Origin of the sequence: Xanthomonas sp. JAI131, from assembly GCF_013410075.1 — a bacterium.
Classification (GTDB): domain Bacteria; phylum Pseudomonadota; class Gammaproteobacteria; order Xanthomonadales; family Xanthomonadaceae; genus Xanthomonas_A; species Xanthomonas_A bonasiae.
This window is the reverse complement of the sequence record NZ_JACCCN010000004.1, coordinates 470,875-492,488: the sequence shown is the minus strand read 5'-3', so window position 1 is coordinate 492,488 and position 21,614 is coordinate 470,875. Positions and strand designations below refer to the sequence as shown.

Below are 21,614 nucleotides of genomic sequence, written 5' to 3'. Positions count from 1 at the left end.
GAGCGCGCCGATGAAGACCTATCTGGTATCGCTGGGCCTGGGCCTGCTGGTCGGCGTGATCTACGCGCTGTTCAAGGTGCGTTCGCCGGCGCCGCCGGTGATCGCGCTGGTCGGCCTGCTCGGCATCCTGCTGGGCGAGCAGTTGCCGCCGCTGGTGCAGCGGCTGCTGCGCAGCGACGCCCACCCGACCTCGTGGTTCCACCACCAGGTCAAGCCGCACGTGTTCGGCGAACTGCCGCAGCGCACGCAAGCGCCGGCGCAACCGGAACGGGGAGAGCACGACAATGGCTGAGCCGCATGCGACCGATGCCGCGCCGGACCTGATCCTGTACCGCGGCCGCTTCACCACCCTGGACCGCGCGCGTCCCAGTGCCACGGCGGTGGCGATCCAGGACGGCCGCTTCCTGCAGGTCGGCAGCGACGAGGAGATCCTGCAGTTGGCCGGCACGCACACCCGGCGCATCGACCTGCAGGGCCGCTGCGTGCTGCCGGGCCTGATCGACAACCACCTGCACCTGATCCGCGGCGGCCTCAACTACAACCTGGAACTGCGCTGGGACGGCGTGCGCAGCCTCGCCGACGCGATGGACATGCTGCGCCGGCAGGTGGCGATCACCCCGGCGCCGCAGTGGGTGCGCGTGGTCGGCGGCTTCAGCGAGCACCAGTTCGCCGAGAAGCGCTTGCCGACCATCGCCGAACTCAATGCGGTGGCGCCGGACACGCCGGTGTTCCTGCTGCACCTGTACGACCGCGCGCTGCTCAACGGTGCCGCGCTGCGCGCGGTGGGCTACGGCAAGGACACGCCGGCGCCGCCGGGCGGGGAGATCGTGCGCGACGCCGAGGGCAACCCGAGCGGACTGCTGCTGGCCAAGCCGAACGCATCGATCCTGTACGCGACGCTGGCCAAGGGCCCGAAGCTGCCCTACGACTACCAGGTCAATTCGACCCGGCAATTCATGCGCGAACTGAACCGGCTCGGCGTCACCGGCGCGATCGATGCCGGCGGCGGTTTCCAGAACTACCCGGACGACTACAAGGTGATCCAGGAACTGGCCGACGCCGGCCAGCTCACCATCCGCCTGGCCTACAACCTGTTCACCCAGAAGCCGCAGCAGGAGAAGGAAGACTTCCTCCACTGGACCGCCAGCTCGCGCTACCAGCAGGGCGACGACTACTTCCGCCACAACGGCGCCGGCGAGATGCTGGTGTTCTCCGCCGCCGACTTCGAGGACTTCCGCCAGCCGCGGCCGGACATGCCGCCGCAGATGGAGACCGAGCTGGAAGACGTGGTGCGGATCCTGGCGCAGAACCGCTGGCCGTGGCGCCTGCATGCGACCTACGACGAGACCATCAGCCGCGCGCTGGACGTGTTCGAACGCGTGGACCGCGAGATCCCGCTGCAGGGCCTGCACTGGTTCTTCGACCACGCCGAAACCATTTCCGAAAAATCCATCGACCGCATCGCCGCGCTCGGCGGCGGCATCGCCGTGCAGCACCGCATGGCCTACCAGGGCGAGTATTTCGTCGAGCGCTACGGCATCGGCGCGGCGCAGGCCACGCCGCCGGTCAAGCGCATGCTGGAGAAGGGGGTCAAGGTCTCGGCCGGCACCGACGCCACCCGCGTGGCCTCCTACAACCCGTGGGTGTCGCTGGCGTGGCTGGTGACCGGGCGCACCGTCGGCGGCCTGCGCCTGTATCCGCAGCGCAATTGCGTGGACCGCGAGACCGCGTTGCGGATGTGGACCGAACACGTCACCTGGTTCAGCAACGAGGAAGGCAAGAAGGGCCGCATCCAGGCCGGCCAGTTCGCCGATCTGGTGGTGCCGGACCGCGACTTCTTCGGCTGCGCGGAAAGCGACATCGCCGACACCACCGCGCTACTGACCATGGTCGGCGGCAAGGTGGTGTGGGTCAGCGGCGCGTTCGCCGAACACGACGAAGCGCCGCCGCCGCCGGCGCTGCCGGACTGGTCGCCGGCGCGCAGCTTCCGCGGCTACGGCGCCTGGGGCGAGGCGCCGCCGGCGGCACTGTCGCAACGGATCGCGGCCAGTTGCGGCTGCGCCCACGACTGCACGATCCATGGGCACGAGCACGCCACCGCGTGGAGCAGCCAGTTGCCGATCGCCGACCTGAAGAGCTTCTGGGGCGCGCTGGGCTGCGCGTGCTGGGCGGTATGAGCCGGATGCGCACGACGCGCGCGATCTGCACGCAGGCCGGCGGCGGTGCGCTTGGCGTGCCGCGCGCCGCCAGCATCGCGCGGAGCGTGCGCCATGCGTGAGGCGACCCGCTCGGTCGGCACGCGCTTCACCCCGGCATGGCTGCGCTGGCTGGCGCTGCTCGGCCTGTGCGCGGCCTATCTGCAGGGCGGGCTGGTCAAGGCCTTCGCCTTCGACGGCGCGGTCGCGGAAATGGTGCACTTCGGCATGGCGCCGGCCGCGCCGCTGGCGGCGGCGGTGATCGTGCTGGAACTGGGCGCGTCGCTGCTGATCCTGAGCGGCGCGTATCGTTGGCTGGGCGCCCTGGCGCTGGCCGGCTTCACCCTGGTGGCCGCGTGCGTGGCCAACCGCTATTGGGAGATGAGCGGCATGCAACGCTTTGCGGCGATGAACGCGTTCTACGAACACCTGGGCCTGGTCGGCGGCTTCGTGCTGGTGGCCTGGCACGACCTGCGCGAGCGCGCGCATGGCTGAGTCCACCGCACCCGCGCCGGCGACCGGCAGCTTCGCCCCGCTGCGGCATCGCGTGTTCGCGGTGCTGTGGGCGGCCACCGTGCTCGGCAACGTCGGCAGTTTCATGCGCGACGTCGCCAGTTCCTGGCTGGTCACCGACCTGTCCGACAATCCCGCCGCGGTGGCGCTGATGCAGACCGCGGCGACGCTGCCGGTGTTCCTGCTGGCGATCCCGGCCGGCGTGTTGTCGGACATCCTCGACCGGCGCCGCTTCCTGATCTGCGTGCAGCTGCTGCTGGCCAGCGTCAGCGCCAGCCTGCTGCTGCTGTCCAAGACCGGCGCGCTCACGGTCGAATACCTGGTCGCGCTGACCTTCGTCGGCGGCATCGGCAGCGCGCTGATGGGGCCGACCTGGCAGGCGATCGTGCCGGAGCTGGTGCCGCGCGCCGACCTGAAGAACGCGGTGGCGCTGAACTCGCTGGGCATCAACATCGCGCGCGCGCTGGGCCCGGCCGGCGGCGGCCTGCTGCTGGCCAGCCTGGGCGCGGCCGCCGCCTACGCCAGCGACGTGCTCAGCTACGTGTTCGTGGTCGCCGCGCTGCTGTGGTGGCCGCGCGCCAAGGTCGCCGACAGCGGCCTGTCCGAGCAGTTCTTCGGCGCCTTTCGTGCCGGCCTGCGCTATGCCCGCGCCAGCCGCGAGCTGCACGTGGTGCTGCTGCGTGCGGCGGTGTTCTTCGTGTTCGCCAGTTCGGTGTGGGCGCTGCTGCCGCTGGTGGCGCGGCGCATGCTCGGCGGCAGCGCCGGGTTCTACGGCGTGCTGCTCGGTGCGGTCGGGGTCGGCGCGATCCTCGGCGCGATCGTGCTGCCGCAGTTGCGCAAGCGCCTGGACGCCGATGGCCTGGTGCTGCTGGCCGCGGTGCTGACCGCCGCGGTGATGGCGGCGCTGGCGGCCACGCCGTCGCAGACGGTCGCCGTGCTGTTGTTGCTGGTGCTCGGCGTCGGCTGGATCGTGGCGCTGACCACGCTCAACGGCGTGGCGCAGGCGGTGCTGCCGAACTGGGTGCGCGGCCGCGGCCTGGCGGTGTACCTGACCGTGTTCAACGGTGCGATGGCCGGCGGCAGCCTGGGCTGGGGGTTGATCGCCGCGCAGCTCGGCATCGCCGCCACGCTGCTGCTCGGCGCCGGCGCGCTGCTGCTGGTCGCGCTGGTGTTCCATCGCCTGCGCCTGCCCAAGGGCGAGGCCGACTTGCAGCCATCCAACCACTGGCCCGAGCCCTTGCTCAACGCACCGGTGGCGCACGACCGCGGCCCGGTGATGGTGCAGATCGAATACCGCGTGCGTGCTTCCGGCCGGCCGCCGTTCCTGCACGCCTTGCGCGAACTGTCGCAGGAGCGGCGCCGCGACGGTGCCTACGCCTGGGGCATCACCGAGCACAGCAACGAGCCGGAGCGGGTGATGGAATGGTTCCTGGTCGAATCCTGGGCCGAGCATCTGCGCCAGCACCAGCGCGTCTCGCATGCCGACGCCGACCTGCAGGACGCCGCGCTGCGCTACCACATCGGCCCGGAGCCGCCGGTGGTGCACCATTTCCTGGCGCTGGATCTGCACCAGGCGCAGCCGCCGGCTGCCGATGGGCGTGGCGGCTAGCGTGTTTTCAGCGCGGGGTTCCACGCTTGGCGAAGTGGAAGGAGCAGACGTGGTGGGGGGAGGAAGGGCTTCAGTTGCGATGGCGTGTCGGTACCGCCCGTCGCGACTGAAGTCGCTCCCACAGGTGTTGCCCGCGATACGACCGGATGCGCAGACAAACAGACCCGCTGCTCCAGCATGCCCGTGCGTTAGCCGATGCAGCAACGCCATAACGCCATAGCGCCACCATAGGAGCGACTTCAGTCGCGACGAACGAAGTCATCGGCACGGCTGTCGAGTGGACGCATCGGCGCCGATGTCGCGGCGGCATATCCGGCTCTCACATCGCTGGCCATGAAAGACCAGCGTCGACGGCAGTTCGCAGACCAGAAGCCCGCACCGCCGCCTATTCCACCTCGGCCACGCTCGCGCTATAGGTCGCACCATCGCGGCGCACCCGCACCGCGCCGCCGAACACCGCCGACAACGGCGCATCGGCCAATAGTTCCTCGCGCGTGCCGTCGGCATACACATGGCCGCCGCGCAGCAGGATCACCCGCTCGATCTCCGGCACGATCTCCTCGATGTGGTGGGTCACCAGCACCAGGGTGATGCCCTGGCGGGCGAGGTCGCGCATCGTCGCCAGCAGGTGCTGGCGCGCGATCAGGTCCAGCCCGGTGCTGGGTTCGTCCAGCAGCAGCGCCTGCGGCCGGTTGACCAGCGCCCGCGCGATCAGCACGCGCCGGGTCTCGCCGGACGACAGTTCCGCATACGGCCGCTGCAGCAGCGGCAACGCATGCGCCAGCTGCAGCGCCTCGCGCGCGCGGTCGCGCATGGTCTGGGTCACCTCGCGATGCGGCGGCACCACGTAGCTGGCGAAGAAGCCCGACAGCACCGCGCTCTCCACGTCCAGCCCGGGCATGTCGGCGAGATTGACGCTGAGGTCGCCGGTGACGATGCCCAGCTGGCTGCGCAGCCGGTCCACCTGCCAGCGGCTCTGTCCCAATACCCGCACCGGCGCGGCTTCGCCGGCGCGCGCCAGCGGATACAGCTCGCGCGTGATCAGCTTGATGAACGAGGACTTGCCGCAGCCGTTCGGGCCGAGCAGCGCGGTGTGCTGGCCGAGCTCGATGCGCAGGCTCAGCTCGTGCAGCACGCGCACCTGGCCGCGCACCACGCTGGCGCGGTCAAGTTCGATCAGCGGCGCGGCGGCCGGCATGGGAGTTGCATCGGGGAGGGGGACGGACATGGAAGTGAAACCGTTCTGTGATCAAGAGCGCGCAGCGGCTGAATACCGTACGCAGGCGATGGGTGAAGTTTGCCGCCACTGGCCCCATCATGTCTCCTATACCAACCTGGCGCACGCCTTCACCGGCCTGGAGTTCTGGCAATGTCCGACGCGATCCTCGATTTCCTCAGCACCGGCCTGCTCGACGTCGGCTGGTGGGGCATGCTGGCGGTGCTGCTGGTGTTCACCCAGCTGACCATCTTCGCGGTGACCCTGTACCTGCACCGCAGCCAGGCGCACCGCGGCGTCGATTTCCATCCGCTGCTGTCGCACTTCTTCCGCTTCTGGACCTGGTTCACCACCTCGATGATCACCAAGGAGTGGGTGGCGATCCATCGCAAGCACCACGCCAAGGTGGAAACCGACGAGGATCCGCACAGCCCGCAGACCAAGGGCATCGGCCGCGTGTTCTGGCGCGGCGTGGAGCTGTACCGCGAAGCGCGCGCCATGCGCGGCGACATCGAGCAGTACGGCAAGGGCGCCCCGGACGACTGGATCGAGCGCCGCCTGTACACCGCGCACGCGAACTGGGGGCCCATCGCCCTGTTCGCCTTCAACTTCCTGCTGTTCGGCCTGCCCGGCATCGCCCTGTGGGCGTTGCAGATGGCCTGGATCCCGTTCTGGGCGGCCGGCGTGGTCAACGGCCTCGGCCACTGGTGGGGCTACCGCAACTTCGAATCGGCCGACACCTCGACCAACCTGACCCCGTGGGCGCTGTGGATCGGCGGCGAAGAACTGCACAACAACCACCACGCGTTCCCGAGTTCGGCGCGCTTCTCGATGCGGCGCTGGGAACTGGACATCGGCTGGGTCGCGATCCGCGCGCTGGCCGCATTGCGCCTGGCCAGGATCCTGCGCGTGGCGCCGACCCTGGACGTGCGCCCGAACATCGCCGTGCCCGATGCCGACACCCTGCGCGCGCTGCTTTCGCACCGTTTCCAGGCGATGACCGACTACCAGCGCAACGTCTTCACCCCGGCGCTGAAGGAAGAGGCCGCGCAGGCCGGCGCCAAGCTGCGCCAACTGCTGCCGCGGCGCCTGCGCAAGGGTTTGGTCGACGACGGCCGCTGGCTCAAGCCGGACGCGCGCGAACAGCTGCAGCACTGGGTCGCGCAGCGCCCGCGCATGCGCACCCTGGTCGAGCACCGCGCACGCCTGGCCGCCCTGCTGGAAGCGCGCAGCCACGACGCCAGCGAACGCCTGAAGCAACTGCAGGCCTGGTGCCACGACGCCGAGGCCAGCGGCATCGCCGCGCTGCAGGCGTATGCGGCGCGGTTGAAGGGCTACGCGTTGGCATGAGCCGCGGTTTCCCGCAGCCGTTTCGCGAACGCCGCCTCGTGCGGCGTTCGTCGTTCATGGCAGCGCTCGTTCTGTTGACGGCGCTGAGCTGCGCGATCGCCGCCGCCAGCGCGCAAGCCGTCGATAGCACAGGAAGCTACCTGCAGCGCATGGACCGCGACGGCGACGGCCGCGTCAGCCTGGACGAATACCTGGCCTGGATGAGCTACGCCTTCGACGCCCGCGACCTCGACCACGACGGCGTGCTCAGCCCCGCCGAACTGCCCGGCGGCCGCGGCAAGCCGATCACTCGCGCGCAGCACCAGGCCATCTTGACAGCGCGCTTTCGCAAACAGGACGGCAATGGCGATGGGTATCTCAGCGCCAGGGAGCTGGCGGCGCCGCCGAGGTGAGGCGTCACGTCGGTTCCCAAGTCTGCTTTCTTCCATCTATGCAGCCTGCTCTTGTCCGTAAAAAATGGGCCCCGAAAAGCTTATTAATCTGACCGTATTCGGGGCGCAACGCTTCGCTTAAAAAAATATGCTGCGCACCACGCACGTTCTTGCTTTAATCAAGCCTTGTTATCACAGGAGAGCGCTCTGCTGAGATGTGTTAAGGATGGTTTCTCATCGAATTTTGAACATGTTGTATGAATGTAATCTGCAACTCTATATTGCTTTGGCCATAGATCGGCATGGGTTTCTTAAGTGGAATAGTTTATAGATCAACAGAGCCGGCAATCTTGCGTGGTGCCTTGCAGTCCTCGGGCCATCCGAGCGGGCTTACTAGCCTAAATTGGAGGTTGTAATTAAGGGTGGTATTTTGTGCTGATTTGCTAATATTTACGGAGCCATCTTCAAGAATGCCGACGCAACCAGACTTTCCTGTTAAATCGAATAAGCCTTTCGAATAAAAAGCTTTGAATTTGGTAGGGCCCACCTCATGCACAGCACTAGCCGGCTGAATAAAGATAGATGTCATCTCTCTTTCAGTGGCATCGCTATGCATGGATGCGGTTCTGGTTGTGCTTGAGATAAGCACTTGAACGCCATTTCCAATGGCGCCTTGATGGCATCCAATCTGCGACGAGGCGATTTCACTGGCGATTGTTGAAGTCGGGCGACAGCTAACCACATTTGGCACCACATCATTCTTAACATTCAGCGATGTGCTATTGCATCCTGCTAAGAATGCCAAAGCCATCAGGCAAATAATTTTTTTATTCCGGGCAGTCATCGCTTTTTCCTTCAATGCTTTGCTTGACAGCTTCTGTCCGTCTAGCTGCTTCCTCATAAATCTTGGGATGGTTGCGCGCGCTATAAAAAACTCCCTTGGTAAGATGGAGACCTTCATGGACGATAGTATCGTACAAATCAACGCGCTGAGCTGCAGTAAGGACAGCCAAATAGCGGTCATCTATCGTGATTGTCCTTGCCGCATAGTTTGTATGGCCCACCTTGTCACCACTTAGGTCCTTTACTTTTAGCGCTGTGGGGAATTTCAAGTCCGTTTCCCTTTCTTTCGCCAGTGCGAATAGGTAATCAATATCCTCTTGCGTCAAGCCAAACAAATCAAAAAAAGCCATTGGTTTGCCAGAAACATAAGCATATGTACTTTTCCCCCCAGCTAGCCCAATCGGATCACTCTGCCCATACCGTCCGGTCGCGGGTTCGTAGTCCCGGAAATAGTTCTGATTGAGTCCAGTCGCCGTATCGTAACGCTGCCCGGGGAAGCGCATGTCGAATACGAACGTAGCGCCGTCGCCGTCCGGATCTTGGTCCGGCGGTGTGCTACCGAAAGCCTCACCCTTCAAGTCCCACTTCCAGATCGCCAAGTCGCGCACCGGGTCGATCACCGCGCGCGGGGTACCCAGGTGGTCCGGCTGCACGTAGTGCAGGCTGTTGTTGGCCAGCACGCCCGCCGGCAAGTCGTCCAGCCAGATCGCCTGCTGCAGCGGGGCACCGTTGTTGTTGTAATCGCCCAGCCAATGGCCGTTTTCGTCGTATAGCGTGTAGGTATTGGTATTGCCGACTCGGCGCACCTGCTCGCCCCGGCCGTTATAAGCGTAGTTCATCACAACCGTTCCAGCGCGCTTGGCCTGTCCGATCCTGCCATTGGCTCCGTAAACGAATTCCAGTGCCGTGCCTCCGATCGAGGTCATGTTGCCCATCGCATCATAGGTGCGCGCCGTTCCTGCCACTGCGCTCAGGCGATGACTGGTGCTCGGGTAGGTGTACGTCTGCGTGCTGGTATTGACCTTGGCGCTGAGCCGGTTGCCGGTGGCGTCGTAGCTGTAGCCGTCGATCACCGTGCCAGTCGGGCCGTCCTTGAATGCAGTCAATCGGCCTAGGGCGTCGTAGTCCAGGCTGACAACAGGGGCCGTGTTGCCGGCCGCGGTCAGCGCGCTGAGATTGCCGACCGGGTCAAACGCGAAGCCGGTGCTCAGGCCGTCGCTGCGCGTGTCGCTGACCGCCAGCGGACGGTAATCCTGGTCCAGCACGCGCTGCATCGGGCGGCCGTTGCCGTAGGACCAACTCGCCACCGGACCGAACGGGTAGTAGGTCGCGTTGCCCAGCAGCATCTGGCGTGTGCCGCCGGCTGGGGTCACGCCAACTTCCGTGATCTGGCCCTGGGCGTTGCGCACATAGTCCACCCCCGTGCCGTCGGGATAGGTCAGCCGGCTCAGCTGGCCCGCCTTGGTGTAGGCGTAGCGCAGTACAAACACCTTGCCGTTGGTGGTCTGCACCTTGCGCACCAGATCGCCGAAGCGGTCGTAGCAGTAATCGGTGCTGCCGCTGCCGTCCTGCATTCGCGCCAGGCGGCCGACCGCGTAGGTCTCGCCGCTAGCGCATGTGGTCTGGCTGACGTCGTAGGTATAGGTAACGTTGAGACTGCTAGTCGGATAGGCGACTTGGATCAGCCGGTTCAGGGAGTCGTAGCTGTAAGTGGTGGTGACGTTACGAGCGTCGGTCTGGCTGGCCCGGTTGCCGGCGCTGTCATAGGTATATGTGGTGATGCCAGCATCCGGGCTGGTCAACGTGATCAGGTCGCCCAGGCCGTTATAGGCATAGATGGTATCTAGACCCTTGGGGTCGGTGACCTTGGTCAGATTGTCGAGCGCGTCGTAGGAGAACTTGGTTTCCGCCGCGATGCCACCCACGTCCTGTAGCGTGCGCGCCAGGCGGTTGAGCGGATCGTACTCGTTCTGGGTGACATGGCCGAGCGCGTCGGTCACCGTCTCGGTGTTGCCGTTGGCGTCATAGCCGAAATCGGTCGGGTCGCCGCTGGCAGTGGCCTGCGTGGCCAGCTGGCCGAGCTGGTTGTAGACCCGCGACAGCGTGCGCTTGAGCGCGCCCGCCGCGTCCTTGGTATCTTCCTTGGCCCGGTTGCCGGCGTTGTCCAGTATGTAGTGGACGGTGTTGCCGGCGTTGTCGGCAATGTCGGTCAGGCGGTGCGCCGCGTCGTAGGTGAAGGCAGTGAACGCGCCGTCTGGCTGAGTCACCTGCTTGACCAGCCCGGTCGGCCAGTAGTCGATGCTGGTGATGCGGTCGTCGCTCTCGCTGGTGTCGTCGGCGCCGCGGACTTTGCTGGCGGTCAGCCAACCACGCGGGTGGTAGGCAAAGTCGGTGACAACGCCATTGGCGTCTTTCACCGCCAACACGCGCCCAGCGCCGTCGTAGGCCAGGTACTCGGTAACCTGCCCGATGGCGTTGCTGGCCTTCCACAGGTCGCCTTTTCGATAATGGCAGATTCCAGCAGGGCTCGCGCAACCAGCCTCGTCGCTTGGGTAATAAGCGTATTGCATAGTATCGGCGACGTCGGTGCGCGGGCCATCAACCAATTTAACAAGCCCGAGGATGGGACAAGTACTGCCAGGGGCTGCAACATCTGCAGCTTCGCAGTAGCTAATCGAGGTAATACGGGTTTGATTGGTATCTATATCCGATGTAGCCACGGCCTGCGGCTGCAGCCTTGCGTTCCTCGAATACTCGGTAAGTACACGATCGGACTGGATGCGCAAGACACGATTCGAATCAGTGGCTGTGTGAGTAATGAAGGTACTCTGTTCTGGAAGCCCGAACGCCTTCTGCACTGTGTGTGCGGTAACTCTTATGCCAGACTCAATCGTGTCGGCATAAGTATGCTTGGTCACTACGCCAGCGCGATCGGTCTCACTATTTACGCGGCGGCGAAAATCGGCGGAAGCATCAAAATAGGAATAACTTTCGGTACCGGCGCTGTTCGTAATCGACGATATTCTTGGCGTCCCTTGGCTAGGGTCTGTCATAGCATAGGTGTACTGCTCGCCAAGTGCATTGGTTGCGATCGTACCAGTTGACGTATAAACAAAGTTGCTCGCATCAGCCCCATCGGTGTGGGTGCTGGATATGGTTCGCCCTGCATCGTCGTATGCAAATGTGCTGAATCGTTGTCCATCTTCAGCAGTGATTCCAGTCAGATGCCGTGGAAAGCGGCTATCTTCATAGTGATATACACGCTGACCTTGATCTGCATACGTAACGGTGCTGAGGCGCCCGTTATCGTACGTATACGAGGCTAGGATAACTCCTCCGGAATTGATCGCTGTAATTCTGGCGTCACTGGATGTATCCGTGTAAAAAAATTCAATAGCGCGTCCTTGTTCAGACGTGATCGACTGCAGTCTTCCATGCTGATCATACCCATAGAAAAGCCGGCTAGCATCTTCGTTTTCAAGCGAAATGAGGCGGCCGGAACCATCAAATATATAAATGCCATCTTGGCGATACAGCTTCCAATTGCTTCCGTCCGCGGCGATACGTTGGCCGCTTCCATTGGCTGCTAAATATTCGCCGCCTGCCGCCATGAAAAGCGTCACATAGCCACTTCCTTCAATGACTCCGGAGAAAGAAGGCGCTAGGGCGAGGTGGATTTGGTGGGAGTCCGACCATCCAAGGCCCCAGCGCCCGGACGTCGCCGCCACACCGGACTGATAATGTCGCTCCAGGCGTATCCAACCGAGATCGATGTCCTTTTCCCTCTCGTATTTGTCGCCCGTTTTGACATCGCAGGGATTACCAAAGAGTCCCGATGGGCCACTAGTGCCAGGGCATTCTCTACGCGGGGCAGCTATGGTTGCCGTGAATTCTTCGTTTACGCATGCGCCCTGGTCGTCATCCCAGTTCATATAAGGGTTCGGACAACTAGAAATGCGCATGAGCTGAGCTTCGCCCGATTCTACGCTGCAAGTTCCTTCATCGTCGTTGAAGTCTGGATAGGTGTAGACGTAGTTCGCGACATCGAGGCCTTTAAACTCAGGTGAGTAAGGTGCCCACTCGTCAGTGCGTACGAATGTTGCCGATGCACATGGTGGGCTGCCACCTTGGTTGAGCGTGCCAATAGAACCGGCAATCAGCTCGTCTTCCGTTGCGTAACTCTGACCATTAACGCCGAAATACTGTAGCGTGCGTTCCTTTCGTCCCATCCAATAAACAATCGAAACCTGGCCATCGGCAGTGGGCGTGGTCGCTTTGATCTCGGTTACATATTGATATGCGTCGGGTGCGTTTGGAGGCCCGGGAATGGTTCGAATTGCTGCTTCAGCCTGCTCCTGGGTCGCGTAGGTACCAATCAATGCGCCGTCACTCTTACGCACGCTAAAATTTTTATTTGACTCTTGTCCAAACGCCGAAAAAGGCAGGCAGATAAACAGTACCAAGCCGGCAACCGCGCTCGGCCAAGTGAATTCCAAAGTGGAGAGCCACGCCAAAGGACGCCGCTTCTTCTTTTCGTACACCATGTTACTTCCCTGTAGATTGGACCGATTTGACCAATAGCTAGAATGAGATATTGGATATCTGCAAAGCGCACGCGAACTCGCGGGCGCGCCGTGGCGCAATCAAGTGCCGGCTTCTAGGGAAATTTTTTAGCACCGTAAGTGCTCGCTATAAGTGCGTATGCATATCCCTTTGTGCCAGCTCTTGCAGCTATCCAACCCAGATCCTTAGGAACACGCTACAGGAGATCAACGGTGGATAGAATTGCTCGCCTTCCCTTTTGTGATCAAATTCTCCTTGCCCAAGGAGGGCACCACTCATCCAAAGGGTGTGCGTAAGTTCCCCCCTAGGTACCTCTTCTACAGGCGACCTTAGCGACGTGACGGATGACAATCTGCTAGTTCACACCACCGATATCGCCTGCTTCCAGCGCTGGATCTGATCCCTCGATACACGTCGCCGGCTAAACTCGTCAATCGATTATTTCGCAGTCCAGCCCCCATGCCCGAACTCCCCGAAGTAGAAACCACCCGGCGCGGCCTGGAGCCGCATCTGCTGGGGCGGCGCATCCACGGCGTGATCCTGCGCCGGCCGGACCTGCGCTGGCCGATCCCGCCGGAAGTGGCGCAGCAGCTGCCGGGGCAGCGCATCGACGGCATCCGCCGCCGCGCCAAATACCTGCTGATGGACACCGACGCCGGCAGCGCGCTGCTGCACCTGGGCATGTCCGGCAGCCTGCGGGTGCTGCCCGGGGACACGCCGCCGCGGGCGCACGACCATGTCGACATCAGCCTGGAAGACGGGCGCGTGCTGCGTTTCAACGATCCGCGCCGCTTCGGCTGCCTGCTGTGGCAGGCGCCGGGCCAGACCCACCCGCTGCTCGAGGAGCTGGGGCCGGAGCCGCTGTCGGACGAATTCGACGGGGATTACCTGTTCCGGCGCAGCCGTGGCCGCAGCGCGCCGGTAAAGACGTTCTTGATGGACCAACGCATCGTGGTCGGGGTCGGGAACATCTATGCCGCCGAAAGCCTGTTCCAGGCAGGAATCAGTCCGCTGCGCGAGGCCGGGGAGGTCTCGCGGGCACGCTATGCGCGCCTGGCCGAGGCGGCCAAGGCGATCCTCGGCTATGCCATCGCCCGCGGTGGCACCACCTTGCGCGACTTCATCAGCCCGGACGGCGCGCCCGGCTATTTCGAGCAGGAACTGGCTGTCTACGGCCGCGAGGGCGAGGCCTGCAAGCGCTGCGGGCGGCCGCTGCGCCACGCCAGCATCGGCCAGCGCGCCAGCGTCTGGTGCGGGAGCTGCCAGCGCTGACGGGCGGCCGCCGCTGGCCGCCGGCGCGCGCTATAGTCCGCGCGACTCCCGGCCGGAGGAGAGACCGCCGTGGTAGAGACTGCACCCGAGATCACCGTGTGGCTGGACGCCGCGCGCGGCGGCGACCGCGAGGCGCTGGACCGCGTGCTCAGCACGCTCTACCAGGAATTGCACAGCATGGCCCGGCGCCAGCTGGCCGGGCAGCAGGCGCAGACCCTGGACGCGACCTCGCTGGTCCACGAGTCCTACCTGAAGCTGCTCGGCGCGCACGGCATGGCCCGTTTCGACGGCCGCGCGCACTTCTTCGCCTACGCCGCCTCGGCGATGCGCAGCGTGGTGGTGGATTACGCGCGCAACCGCCTGACCCGCAAGCGCGGCGGCGATCTCAAGCGCGTCGCCGAGATTCCCGAGGACAGCGGCGGGGTGCGCCTGGACGAGGATCTGCTGGCGCTGGACGTGGCGCTGGACCGGCTGCAGGCGATCGACGAGCGCCTGGCCAAGGTGGTGGAGCTGCGCTATTTCGCCGGGCTGTCCGAACAGGAGATCGCCGAGCTGATGCAGCGCTCCGAACGCAGCATCCGCCGCGACTGGCAGAAGGCGCGCATCTTCCTGCTGGCGGCGATGCAGGATCACTAGGACCGACCGGAGCACCGCATGGACGCGCTGCAGTGGCAACGCCTGTCGCCGTTGCTCGACGAACTGCTGGAGCTGACCCCGGAGGCGCGCGCGGCGCGTCTGGCGCAGCTGCACGCGCAGGATCCGGCCAGTGCCGATGAACTGGTGCGCATGCTGGCGCTGGACGCGGCCGGCTCGGACCTGCTCAGCGAGCCGCTGCTGGCCAGCGCCATGGAGTGCCTGTGCGCCGGCAGCCGGATCGGGCCGTATGCGCTGGAACGGCTGCTCGGCGAAGGCGGCATGGGCCAGGTCTGGCTGGCGCAGCGCGCCGACGGGCTGTACCAGCGCCAGGTCGCGCTGAAGCTGCTGCGTCCCGGCTATGCCGATGCCGCGCTGCGCCAGCGCTTCACCCGCGAACGCGAGATCCTGGCGCGGCTGGAGCATCCGCACCTGGCGCGCTTGCTCGACGCCGGCATCGCCAGCGACGGGCGCCCGTACCTGGCGCTGGCCTATGTCGAAGGCGAGCCGCTCACCGACTATTGCCAGCGCCTGCACCTGCCGGTGAGCGCGCGGCTGCGGCTGTTCCTGCAGGTGTGCGAGGTGGTCAGCCATGCGCACGCCAACCTGATCGTGCATCGCGACCTGAAGCCGTCCAATATCCTGGTCAACGCCGCAGGCGACGTGCGGCTGCTCGACTTCGGCATCGCCAAGCTGCTCGACACCGAGGCCGACCCTGCGGCCGACGCGCATCCGCGCACCGAGGCGCGCGCGTTCACCCTGCACTACGCCGCGCCGGAGCAGGTGCGCGGCGAACCGATCACCACGCTGACCGATGTGTATTCGCTGGGCGTGGTGCTGTACGAACTGCTCACCGACCAGAAGCCCTATCACCTGCGCCGCAGCAGCGATGCCGAATGGGAGCGCGCGATCCTGGCGGTGGAGGCACCGCGACCGTCGGCGGCGGTGGTGCGCGCGGCGCAGCAGGGACAGCGCGATCCGGCCGAGGCGCGGCGCCTGGCGCGGCGGCTGAGCGGCGATCTGGACAACATCCTGCTCAAGGCGCTGCAGAAGCCGCTGCCGCAGCGCTATTCCTCGGCCGAGGCGCTGGCCCAGGATCTGCGCCGCCATCTGCAGGGACGGACGGTGCAGGCGCGCCCGCAGGGCGTGGCCTACCGCCTGCAGAAATACCTGCAGCGGCACCGTTGGAGCGTGGTACTCGGCAGCCTGACCGCCGCCGCGCTGCTGGGCGCCGCAGGCGTGGCGCTGTGGCAGGTGCGCGAGGCGCATCGCGAAACCGTGCGCGCGCAGGCGATGCAGGACTTCGTGATCGGCCTGTTCGATCGCGCCGGCAACGCGCAGCGCGGCGACGGCTTCGACCTGCGCGGGCTGCTTGCCAGCGGCGAACAGCGCGGCGAACGCGAACTGCTGCGGCAGCCGCTGGCGCGTGCGGAACTGCAGGGGGTGATCGCGCGCCTGCGCATCGGCCTGGGCGACTATCGCGAAGCCTTGCTGCTACTGGAACGGCAGCGCGCGCTGCTGGCCACGCAGGACGACGTGCCGCTGGCGCTGCGCCTGGAAGCGGCGGCGCAGCATGGGCGCGCGCTGCGCCTGCTGAGCCGTTCGCAGGAGTGCGTGGCGATGCTGCAGCCGCTGGCGGCGCAGGCGCAGGAAGCGCAGGCGCAGCTGCCGCTGCAGGCCGCCGGCTTCTTCTCGCAACTGGGGCGCTGCCGGCGCGTGCTCGGCGAACGCGCATCGGCGCGGGCCTGGTTCGAGCGCGCGCTGGCGCTGCACCGCGACGTGCTCAAGGACCCGGCCGGCATCGTCGAGAGCATGACCGACGTCGCCTCGATGGACAGCGACATCGGCCACACCGACGCGGCGATCGCCGGCTACCTGCAGGCGCTGGCCTTGCTCGACCGCCAGGCCGGCCCGCGGCATCCGCTCAGCGTCAACCTGCTGCGCAGCCTGGGCGTGGCCTACCGCGATCGCGGCGATGTCGACCAGGCCGAGCAGGCGGTGAGCGCGGCGCTGGCGTTGTCGCGCAGCTTGAACGGCGACCGCCATCCGGTCAGCCTCGGGCTGCGGCGCTTGCGGGCGGCGGTGATGATCGACCAGGGCCGTCTCGATATCGCCGAGCGCGAACTGCGCGCCGCGCATGCGCTGACCGTGGAGCGGTTGGGACCGACGCACCGCGACACCGGCATGAGCTGGAGTTCGCTGGCGATGCTGGAACTGGAGCGCGGCCAGGACGCGCAGGCGATCGCCGACATGGCGCGCTCGGTCGCGATCATGCGCGCGCCCGACAGCCAGGCGCTGCTGCCGTACATGCTGCTCAACCAGGGCCTGGCGCTGTCGGCCGCGGGCCGCTACCGCGACGCGCTGGCGCCGCTGTACGAAGCGCGCGCGCGCTGGATCGCGCAGCTCGGCCAGAACAACCCGGCGGTCGGCGACAGCGAGCGGTTGATCGCCGAGGCGCGCGCCGCGCTGGGCGAACCGCGGCAGGCCGATGCGCTGCTGGCGCAGGCGCTGCGCCGTACCGAGAGCGGCTACGGCCCGACCCATCCGCGCACGCGCGCGGTGCGCGTGGCCTGGGCGCGCAACCTGGGCCGGCTCGGCCGCGACGCGCAGGCGCTGCACGAACTGGAGGCGCAGGCGCGGCAGGGCGGAGACGGCATCGAAAGCCGCAAGCTGCGCTGGCGCGCCCGCGCCTATGCCGCCGAGCTGCATTGCCAACGCCGCGGCGGTGCGGGCAACGGGCGTGGCGAACTGCAGGCGCTGCAGCGCGAACTGGCGCAGGCGCAGCCGCAGGGCGGCACGCTGGTGCACGAGGTGGAGGGGCTGAGTGCGGCTTGCGGCGCTCCCGCGGTGCTGACCGCCGCGCGTTGAGTCTCGACCACGAAACGGCGCTCGCAGCGCGGCCGCGGACCTGCGCCCTTGGCGGCGACAGCGGCCTGCCTGCCGGGATCGGCGTCTGCGAACGGCCGGCGATCGCCGCTACCATGGGCCACCGCCCTTCGACCCGCCGCGCCGTGCCCGTCCGCCATGTCCTGTTCCTGTGCGCCCGCAACCGGCTGCGCAGCCCGACCGCCGAGCAGCTGTTCGCCGACTGGCCCGGCATCGAGACCGCATCGGCCGGGATCAATGCCGATGCCGAGACCGCGGTGACGCCGGAGCTGCTGGCCTGGGCCGACCTGATCTTCGTGATGGAACGGCGCCACCGCAGCAAGCTGTCGGCCGGGTTCCAACGGCACCTGAGCGGCAAGCGCATCGTCTGCCTGGACATTCCCGACGACTACGCGTTCATGGATCCGGTGCTGGTGCGGCGGCTGCAGCAAACGGTGACGCCGCATCTGCCGCGGCGTCATCCGGCGCTCTGAGTGACACGCGGCGTGGGCGCGCGCCGCAGCCCGTCGCCTGACGCGCCGAGCGCGGCAGCGAGTTTCTCACTTGCCGCGCGGGCGCATGGCACCGCTTGCTACGGCTGTGCCGGTGACCCCTGCGGTTCCTCCGCCACCGCGTCGTCGAAGAAGCGGCGGAGCTGTGGCGTCCGCTCGAGGACTTCGCCAGCCGCGACCGAAATCGCCACGACCGTCGCCTTCGCTGGTGCCACAGGTGCAGGTGTTCGAATCGGCCCGTGGCCGAAGCCGTGCGCCCTTCTGCGACAGCCGCGGCCGTGGGATTGCGCCGAGCGGCAACAGCCGCGGCGCGCAGGCGCAACCGATCGGCTGTCGCCGCGGCCGCAGAGTCGCCACAATCGGGCTCCCTTCCTCGATCACAGGTTCGCCATGCGCACCAATACGCAGAATGGACGGTGGCGCCCGCGCGCGGCGCTGCTCGCGCTTCTCGGCGCCTGGCCGTTGCTCGCCGCCGCGGCCCCGGCAACCGCGCCTGGCACCGATGCGACGGCGCCGTGGATCATGGACAACGGCGTGGTCCGGCTCACGGTCACGCCGACCCTGGGCGGGCGCGTGCTGGGCTTCCAGCGCAGCGGCGGGCCCAACCTGATCAAGGTCGGCGACGCGGTGCAGCGCCAGCCGCTGCCGACGGTCAGCGCAGCGGCCAACGATATCCCCTATTTCGGCCACGACGTCTGGGTCGGGCCGCAGAGCGCGTGGTGGCAGCACCAGGACGCCAATCCGGCGCGGCGCGCGGCGCATGCGAACTGGCCGCCGGACCCGTACCTGAGCTTCGCCACCACCACCGTCGTCGCGCGCGCGCCGCAGCGCCTGCAGCTGCGCGGCGTGGACAGCCCGGTCAGCGGCGTGCGGCTGCACAAGACCTTCGCGCTGTCGCCGCAGCGCGCCGACAGCGTGCTGCTGCAGGTGCAGGCGCAGAACGTGCGCAAGACCGCGGTGGCCTGGGACCTGTGGTTCAACACCCGGGTGAGCGCGGCCACGCGGGTGCTGGTGCCGGTCGCGGCCGCTGCCGATATCCGCGTGCAGCCCAGCGATGGCGCCGGCTACGCGCCGCCGCAGTACGTGGTGCAGGACGGCCTGATGACGCTGGCGGCCGCGCCGCCGGGCAGCGCCGGACAGCGTGGCAAGCTGCTGCTGCAGCCGTCGGCCGGCTGGATCGCCGCCTTCTCCGGCGGCCAGGCCTGGGTGATCCGCTTCGCCCGCCAGCCGCTCGCGCGCATCCATCCCGAGCAGGGCCAGGTCGAGTTCTACCTGGATGCGTCGGCTTCCGATCCGGGCGGCGGCCTGCTGGAAATGGAAGTGCACGCGCCGTACCGGACCCTGGCCCCGGGCCAGAACATGCAGGCCGAGGAGCAATGGACGTTGCTGGACTACGCCGGCGGCGACGACCCGGCGCAGCAGCGCAGTTTCCTGTGCCGGCACGCCGCAGCGCTGGCGTTGAAGGGGGCGTGCGCGACGCCCTAGGGCGCGTCCTCAATCCCCAAGCGGATCGCGCCGCTCTTGTGCGTGGAGGCAAGCAAGGGCGAGACGGCGTGGCGGCGTTCCGCCCGGGCGATGACCTAGCGCCGAAAGCGCACAAACGCGGCCCCGCGGGTTGGAGCCAGGCCGCCAGTCGGCGCCGCGCGGCTTGACCTGACCGCCCGTCAGGCGCTGCGCCATGCAGCACCGGCTGACGGCCCGACAGACCCAGCGCGCCCTACCCGGGAACCGATGACGCGCCGCCCCAGCTCTCGCGTTTAACGCCGCTTGTCTATGATGGAGGCCCTTTCCGCTTCGATCCGGCCCATGCAACGACGCGATTTCCTCAAGAACGCCGCCGCCGCCTTCGCCGCCATGGGCTTGCCCGCAATGCCGATGCTCGGCCAGGCCGCCCCCGCGGTCGGCCTGCGCCGGCTGGGCAAGCCGCAGCCCTTCGATTACGCCTGGCTCAAGGGCCATGCCCGGGCCATGGCCCAGGCGCCCTACCAGAGCCACAAGCGGGTGCTGCCGGGACCGCTGGAATCGCTGAACTGGGACCAGTACCAGTCGATCCGCTACCGCCAGGACCACGCGTTGTGGGCGGTGGACAACGCTTCGAAATTCCAGGCCAAGTTCTTCCACCTGGGCCTGTACTTCAAGTCGCCGGTGCACATGTTCGACCTGGTCGACGGGCAGGCGCAGGAGCTGGCCTACGACGGCGCCGCGTTCGACTACGGCAAGAGCGGTCTGCAGGGCAAGCACCTGCCCAAGGAGCTGGGATTCGCCGGCTTCCGCCTCAACACCAAGCAGGACACCGACCGCGACTTCGCCGCATTCCTCGGCGCCAGCTATTTCCGCGCGGTGGGCAAGGAAGGCCAGTACGGCCAGTCCGCGCGCGGACTGGCGATCGATACCGGCACCGGCGGGCCGGAGGAATTCCCGGACTTCATCGCCTACTGGCTGGAGCAGCCCAAGGCCGGTTCGGACACGGTGGTGGTGTACGCGCTGCTGGATTCGCCGAGCGTGGCCGGCGCCTACCGCTTCGCGATCACCAACGGCGACGTGCTGCTGATGGACATCGACAGCGCGCTGTATCCGCGCAAGACCATCGAGCGGCTGGGCCTGGGGCCGTGCACCAGCATGTACCAGGTTGGCGAGAACGACCGCCGCATGGACTGGGACTGGCGCCCGGAGATCCACGACACCGACGGCCTGGCGATGTGGACCGGCGGCGGCGAATGGATCTGGCGGCCGCTGTGCAATCCGCCGCAGCTGCGCTTCAACATGTTCGTCGACGAGAACCCGCGCGGCTTCGGTCTGCTGCAGCGCGACCGCAACTTCGACCACTACCACGACGACGGCGTGTACTACGAGAAGCGCCCGTGCCTGTGGGTGGAACCGAAGCAGGGCTGGGGCAAGGGGTCGGTGCAGCTGGTGGAGATTCCCACCGTCGACGAGACCTTCGACAACATCGTCGCGTTCTGGAATCCGCAGGACAAGCCGCAGCCCGGGCAGGAGCTGCTGTTCGGCTACCGGCTGTACTGGGGCGCGCAGCCGCCGGCGTCCTCGCCGCTGGCGCAGTGCGTGGCCACGCGCACCGGCCTGGGCGGCGTGGTCGGGCAGAAGCGCAGCCATTTCTCCTGGCGCTTCGCGGTGGACTTCGTCGGCGGCGAGCTGGCCAGGCTCGGCAAGGACAAGGACGCCAAGGTCGAGGCGGTGCTGCAGCTGAGCCGCGGCAGCACCGAGATCGTCTCGGCGCGGCCGCTGCACGAACTCTCCGGCTACCGCGCGATGTTCGACGTGGTGCCGCCGGACGAGGGCACGCAGCAGATCGACATCCGCCTGTTCCTGCGCGCCGGCGACACGCCGCTGACCGAGACCTGGCTGTACCAGTGGACCCCGCCGCCGGCGGCCGAGCGCAAGCTGTATTGAGTTGCAGCCGAGCGCTGCCGCGTCACGCGCGGCAGCGCCTCGCCGTGTGCGGTGCCCGACTTCGTTTGTCGCGGCTGAAGCCGCTCCTACAAAAGCGTGCAGTCGCCGTGCTGGGTGCACGGCAGGAGGAGTTTCAACCCCGACGCTTTTTGCAGTGCGATGAAGGTGTCGGCTTCGCTCGTCGCGGCTGAAGTCGCTTCTACAGTGGCGTGCGTATAGCAGCTGGGTGCACTGTGGGAGGGACTTCAGTCCCGACGCGCG

Annotated in this window: 15 protein-coding genes; 12 read left to right on the top strand and 3 right to left on the bottom strand. The window is 66.7% G+C overall.

All coding sequences use genetic code 11. From position 1 onward, the window contains the following. Positions 1-10: 10 nt before the first annotated feature. The 4 genes from HDC36_RS18550 to HDC36_RS18535 all read left to right on the top strand — a co-directional run bounded on the left by HDC36_RS18550 (position 11) and on the right by HDC36_RS18535 (position 4,317). Positions 11-292, top strand: a complete 282-nt coding sequence (locus HDC36_RS18550; RefSeq protein ID WP_179570223.1) for a DUF1427 family protein — start codon at positions 11-13, stop codon at positions 290-292. After that, entirely contained in the window at positions 285-2,177 is a 1,893-nt protein-coding gene (locus tag HDC36_RS18545) for an amidohydrolase (RefSeq protein ID WP_179570221.1), read from the top strand. The genes HDC36_RS18550 and HDC36_RS18545 overlap by 8 nt, the downstream gene beginning before the upstream one ends. 93 nt (positions 2,178-2,270) lie before the next feature. After that, on the top strand, positions 2,271-2,690 hold the full coding sequence (locus HDC36_RS18540) for a DoxX family protein (protein WP_179570219.1): 420 nt from the start codon (positions 2,271-2,273) through the stop codon (positions 2,688-2,690). Then, on the top strand, positions 2,683-4,317 hold the full coding sequence (locus HDC36_RS18535) for an MFS transporter (RefSeq protein ID WP_179570217.1): 1,635 nt from the start codon (positions 2,683-2,685) through the stop codon (positions 4,315-4,317). Before HDC36_RS18540 ends, HDC36_RS18535 begins: the two co-directional genes overlap by 8 nt. Positions 4,318-4,702: 385 nt before the next feature. Here the strand turns inward: HDC36_RS18535 and HDC36_RS18530 are convergent, their stop codons facing one another. Further along, the gene (locus HDC36_RS18530) at positions 4,703-5,545 is read right to left on the bottom strand and encodes an ATP-binding cassette domain-containing protein (RefSeq protein WP_179570215.1); all 843 of its coding nucleotides are present in this window, start codon (positions 5,543-5,545) and stop codon (positions 4,703-4,705) included. Between the two features lie 141 nt (positions 5,546-5,686). Between HDC36_RS18530 and HDC36_RS18525 the strand changes: the two genes are divergently transcribed. Beyond that, positions 5,687-6,883: a fatty acid desaturase gene (locus HDC36_RS18525; RefSeq protein ID WP_179570213.1), complete on the top strand. Its 1,197-nt coding sequence runs from the start codon at positions 5,687-5,689 to the stop codon at positions 6,881-6,883. A 56-nt stretch (positions 6,884-6,939) separates the two neighbouring features. Beyond that, entirely contained in the window at positions 6,940-7,275 is a 336-nt protein-coding gene (locus HDC36_RS18520; RefSeq protein ID WP_179570211.1) for an EF-hand domain-containing protein, read from the top strand. A gap of 304 nt (positions 7,276-7,579) precedes the next feature. On the opposite strand, the gene HDC36_RS18515 is transcribed toward HDC36_RS18520, so the two are convergent. Together HDC36_RS18515 and HDC36_RS18510 are read right to left on the bottom strand one after the other, a co-directional pair. Next, positions 7,580-8,098: a hypothetical protein gene (locus HDC36_RS18515; protein WP_179570209.1), complete on the bottom strand. Its 519-nt coding sequence runs from the start codon at positions 8,096-8,098 to the stop codon at positions 7,580-7,582. After that, on the bottom strand, positions 8,082-12,641 hold the full coding sequence (locus HDC36_RS18510) for an RHS repeat-associated core domain-containing protein (protein WP_179570206.1): 4,560 nt from the start codon (positions 12,639-12,641) through the stop codon (positions 8,082-8,084). The genes HDC36_RS18515 and HDC36_RS18510 overlap by 17 nt, the downstream gene beginning before the upstream one ends. Positions 12,642-13,119: 478 nt before the next feature. Here HDC36_RS18510 and mutM point away from each other — a divergent pair, with 478 nt between their 5' ends. The 6 genes from mutM to HDC36_RS18480 all read left to right on the top strand — a co-directional run bounded on the left by mutM (position 13,120) and on the right by HDC36_RS18480 (position 21,353). Beyond that, positions 13,120-13,932, top strand: a complete 813-nt coding sequence (gene mutM, locus HDC36_RS18505) for a bifunctional DNA-formamidopyrimidine glycosylase/DNA-(apurinic or apyrimidinic site) lyase (RefSeq protein ID WP_179570205.1) — start codon at positions 13,120-13,122, stop codon at positions 13,930-13,932. Positions 13,933-14,001: 69 nt separating this feature from the next. Next, positions 14,002-14,568 (top strand): ECF-type sigma factor, encoded by a 567-nt coding sequence (locus HDC36_RS18500; protein WP_179570204.1) that lies wholly within the window; start codon positions 14,002-14,004, stop codon positions 14,566-14,568. 18 nt (positions 14,569-14,586) lie between these two features. Then, the gene (locus HDC36_RS18495; protein ID WP_179570203.1) at positions 14,587-17,433 is read left to right on the top strand and encodes a serine/threonine-protein kinase; all 2,847 of its coding nucleotides are present in this window, start codon (positions 14,587-14,589) and stop codon (positions 17,431-17,433) included. A 143-nt stretch (positions 17,434-17,576) separates the two neighbouring features. Beyond that, positions 17,577-17,924 (top strand): low molecular weight protein tyrosine phosphatase family protein, encoded by a 348-nt coding sequence (locus HDC36_RS18490; protein WP_338123898.1) that lies wholly within the window; start codon positions 17,577-17,579, stop codon positions 17,922-17,924. A 540-nt stretch (positions 17,925-18,464) separates the two neighbouring features. Further along, entirely contained in the window at positions 18,465-19,427 is a 963-nt protein-coding gene (locus HDC36_RS18485) for a DUF4380 domain-containing protein (protein WP_179570558.1), read from the top strand. A gap of 321 nt (positions 19,428-19,748) precedes the next feature. Next, a complete protein-coding gene (locus tag HDC36_RS18480) occupies positions 19,749-21,353 on the top strand; it encodes a glucan biosynthesis protein D (RefSeq protein ID WP_179570201.1) in 1,605 nt (534 codons plus the stop codon). The last annotated feature ends 261 nt before the right edge of the window (positions 21,354-21,614 follow it).

Coding starts and splice junctions, on each gene's coding strand:
- HDC36_RS18550 (WP_179570223.1), top strand. CDS start 11: ATGAAGACCTATCTGGTATCGCTGGGCCTGGGCCTGCTGGTCGGCGTG.
- HDC36_RS18545 (WP_179570221.1), top strand. CDS start 285: ATGGCTGAGCCGCATGCGACCGATGCCGCGCCGGACCTGATCCTGTAC.
- HDC36_RS18540 (WP_179570219.1), top strand. CDS start 2,271: ATGCGTGAGGCGACCCGCTCGGTCGGCACGCGCTTCACCCCGGCATGG.
- HDC36_RS18535 (WP_179570217.1), top strand. CDS start 2,683: ATGGCTGAGTCCACCGCACCCGCGCCGGCGACCGGCAGCTTCGCCCCG.
- HDC36_RS18530 (WP_179570215.1), bottom strand. CDS start 5,545: ATGTCCGTCCCCCTCCCCGATGCAACTCCCATGCCGGCCGCCGCGCCG.
- HDC36_RS18525 (WP_179570213.1), top strand. CDS start 5,687: ATGTCCGACGCGATCCTCGATTTCCTCAGCACCGGCCTGCTCGACGTC.
- HDC36_RS18520 (WP_179570211.1), top strand. CDS start 6,940: ATGGCAGCGCTCGTTCTGTTGACGGCGCTGAGCTGCGCGATCGCCGCC.
- HDC36_RS18515 (WP_179570209.1), bottom strand. CDS start 8,098: ATGACTGCCCGGAATAAAAAAATTATTTGCCTGATGGCTTTGGCATTC.
- HDC36_RS18510 (WP_179570206.1), bottom strand. CDS start 12,641: ATGGTGTACGAAAAGAAGAAGCGGCGTCCTTTGGCGTGGCTCTCCACT.
- mutM (WP_179570205.1), top strand. CDS start 13,120: ATGCCCGAACTCCCCGAAGTAGAAACCACCCGGCGCGGCCTGGAGCCG.
- HDC36_RS18495 (WP_179570203.1), top strand. CDS start 14,587: ATGGACGCGCTGCAGTGGCAACGCCTGTCGCCGTTGCTCGACGAACTG.
- HDC36_RS18485 (WP_179570558.1), top strand. CDS start 18,465: ATGGACAACGGCGTGGTCCGGCTCACGGTCACGCCGACCCTGGGCGGG.
- HDC36_RS18480 (WP_179570201.1), top strand. CDS start 19,749: ATGCAACGACGCGATTTCCTCAAGAACGCCGCCGCCGCCTTCGCCGCC.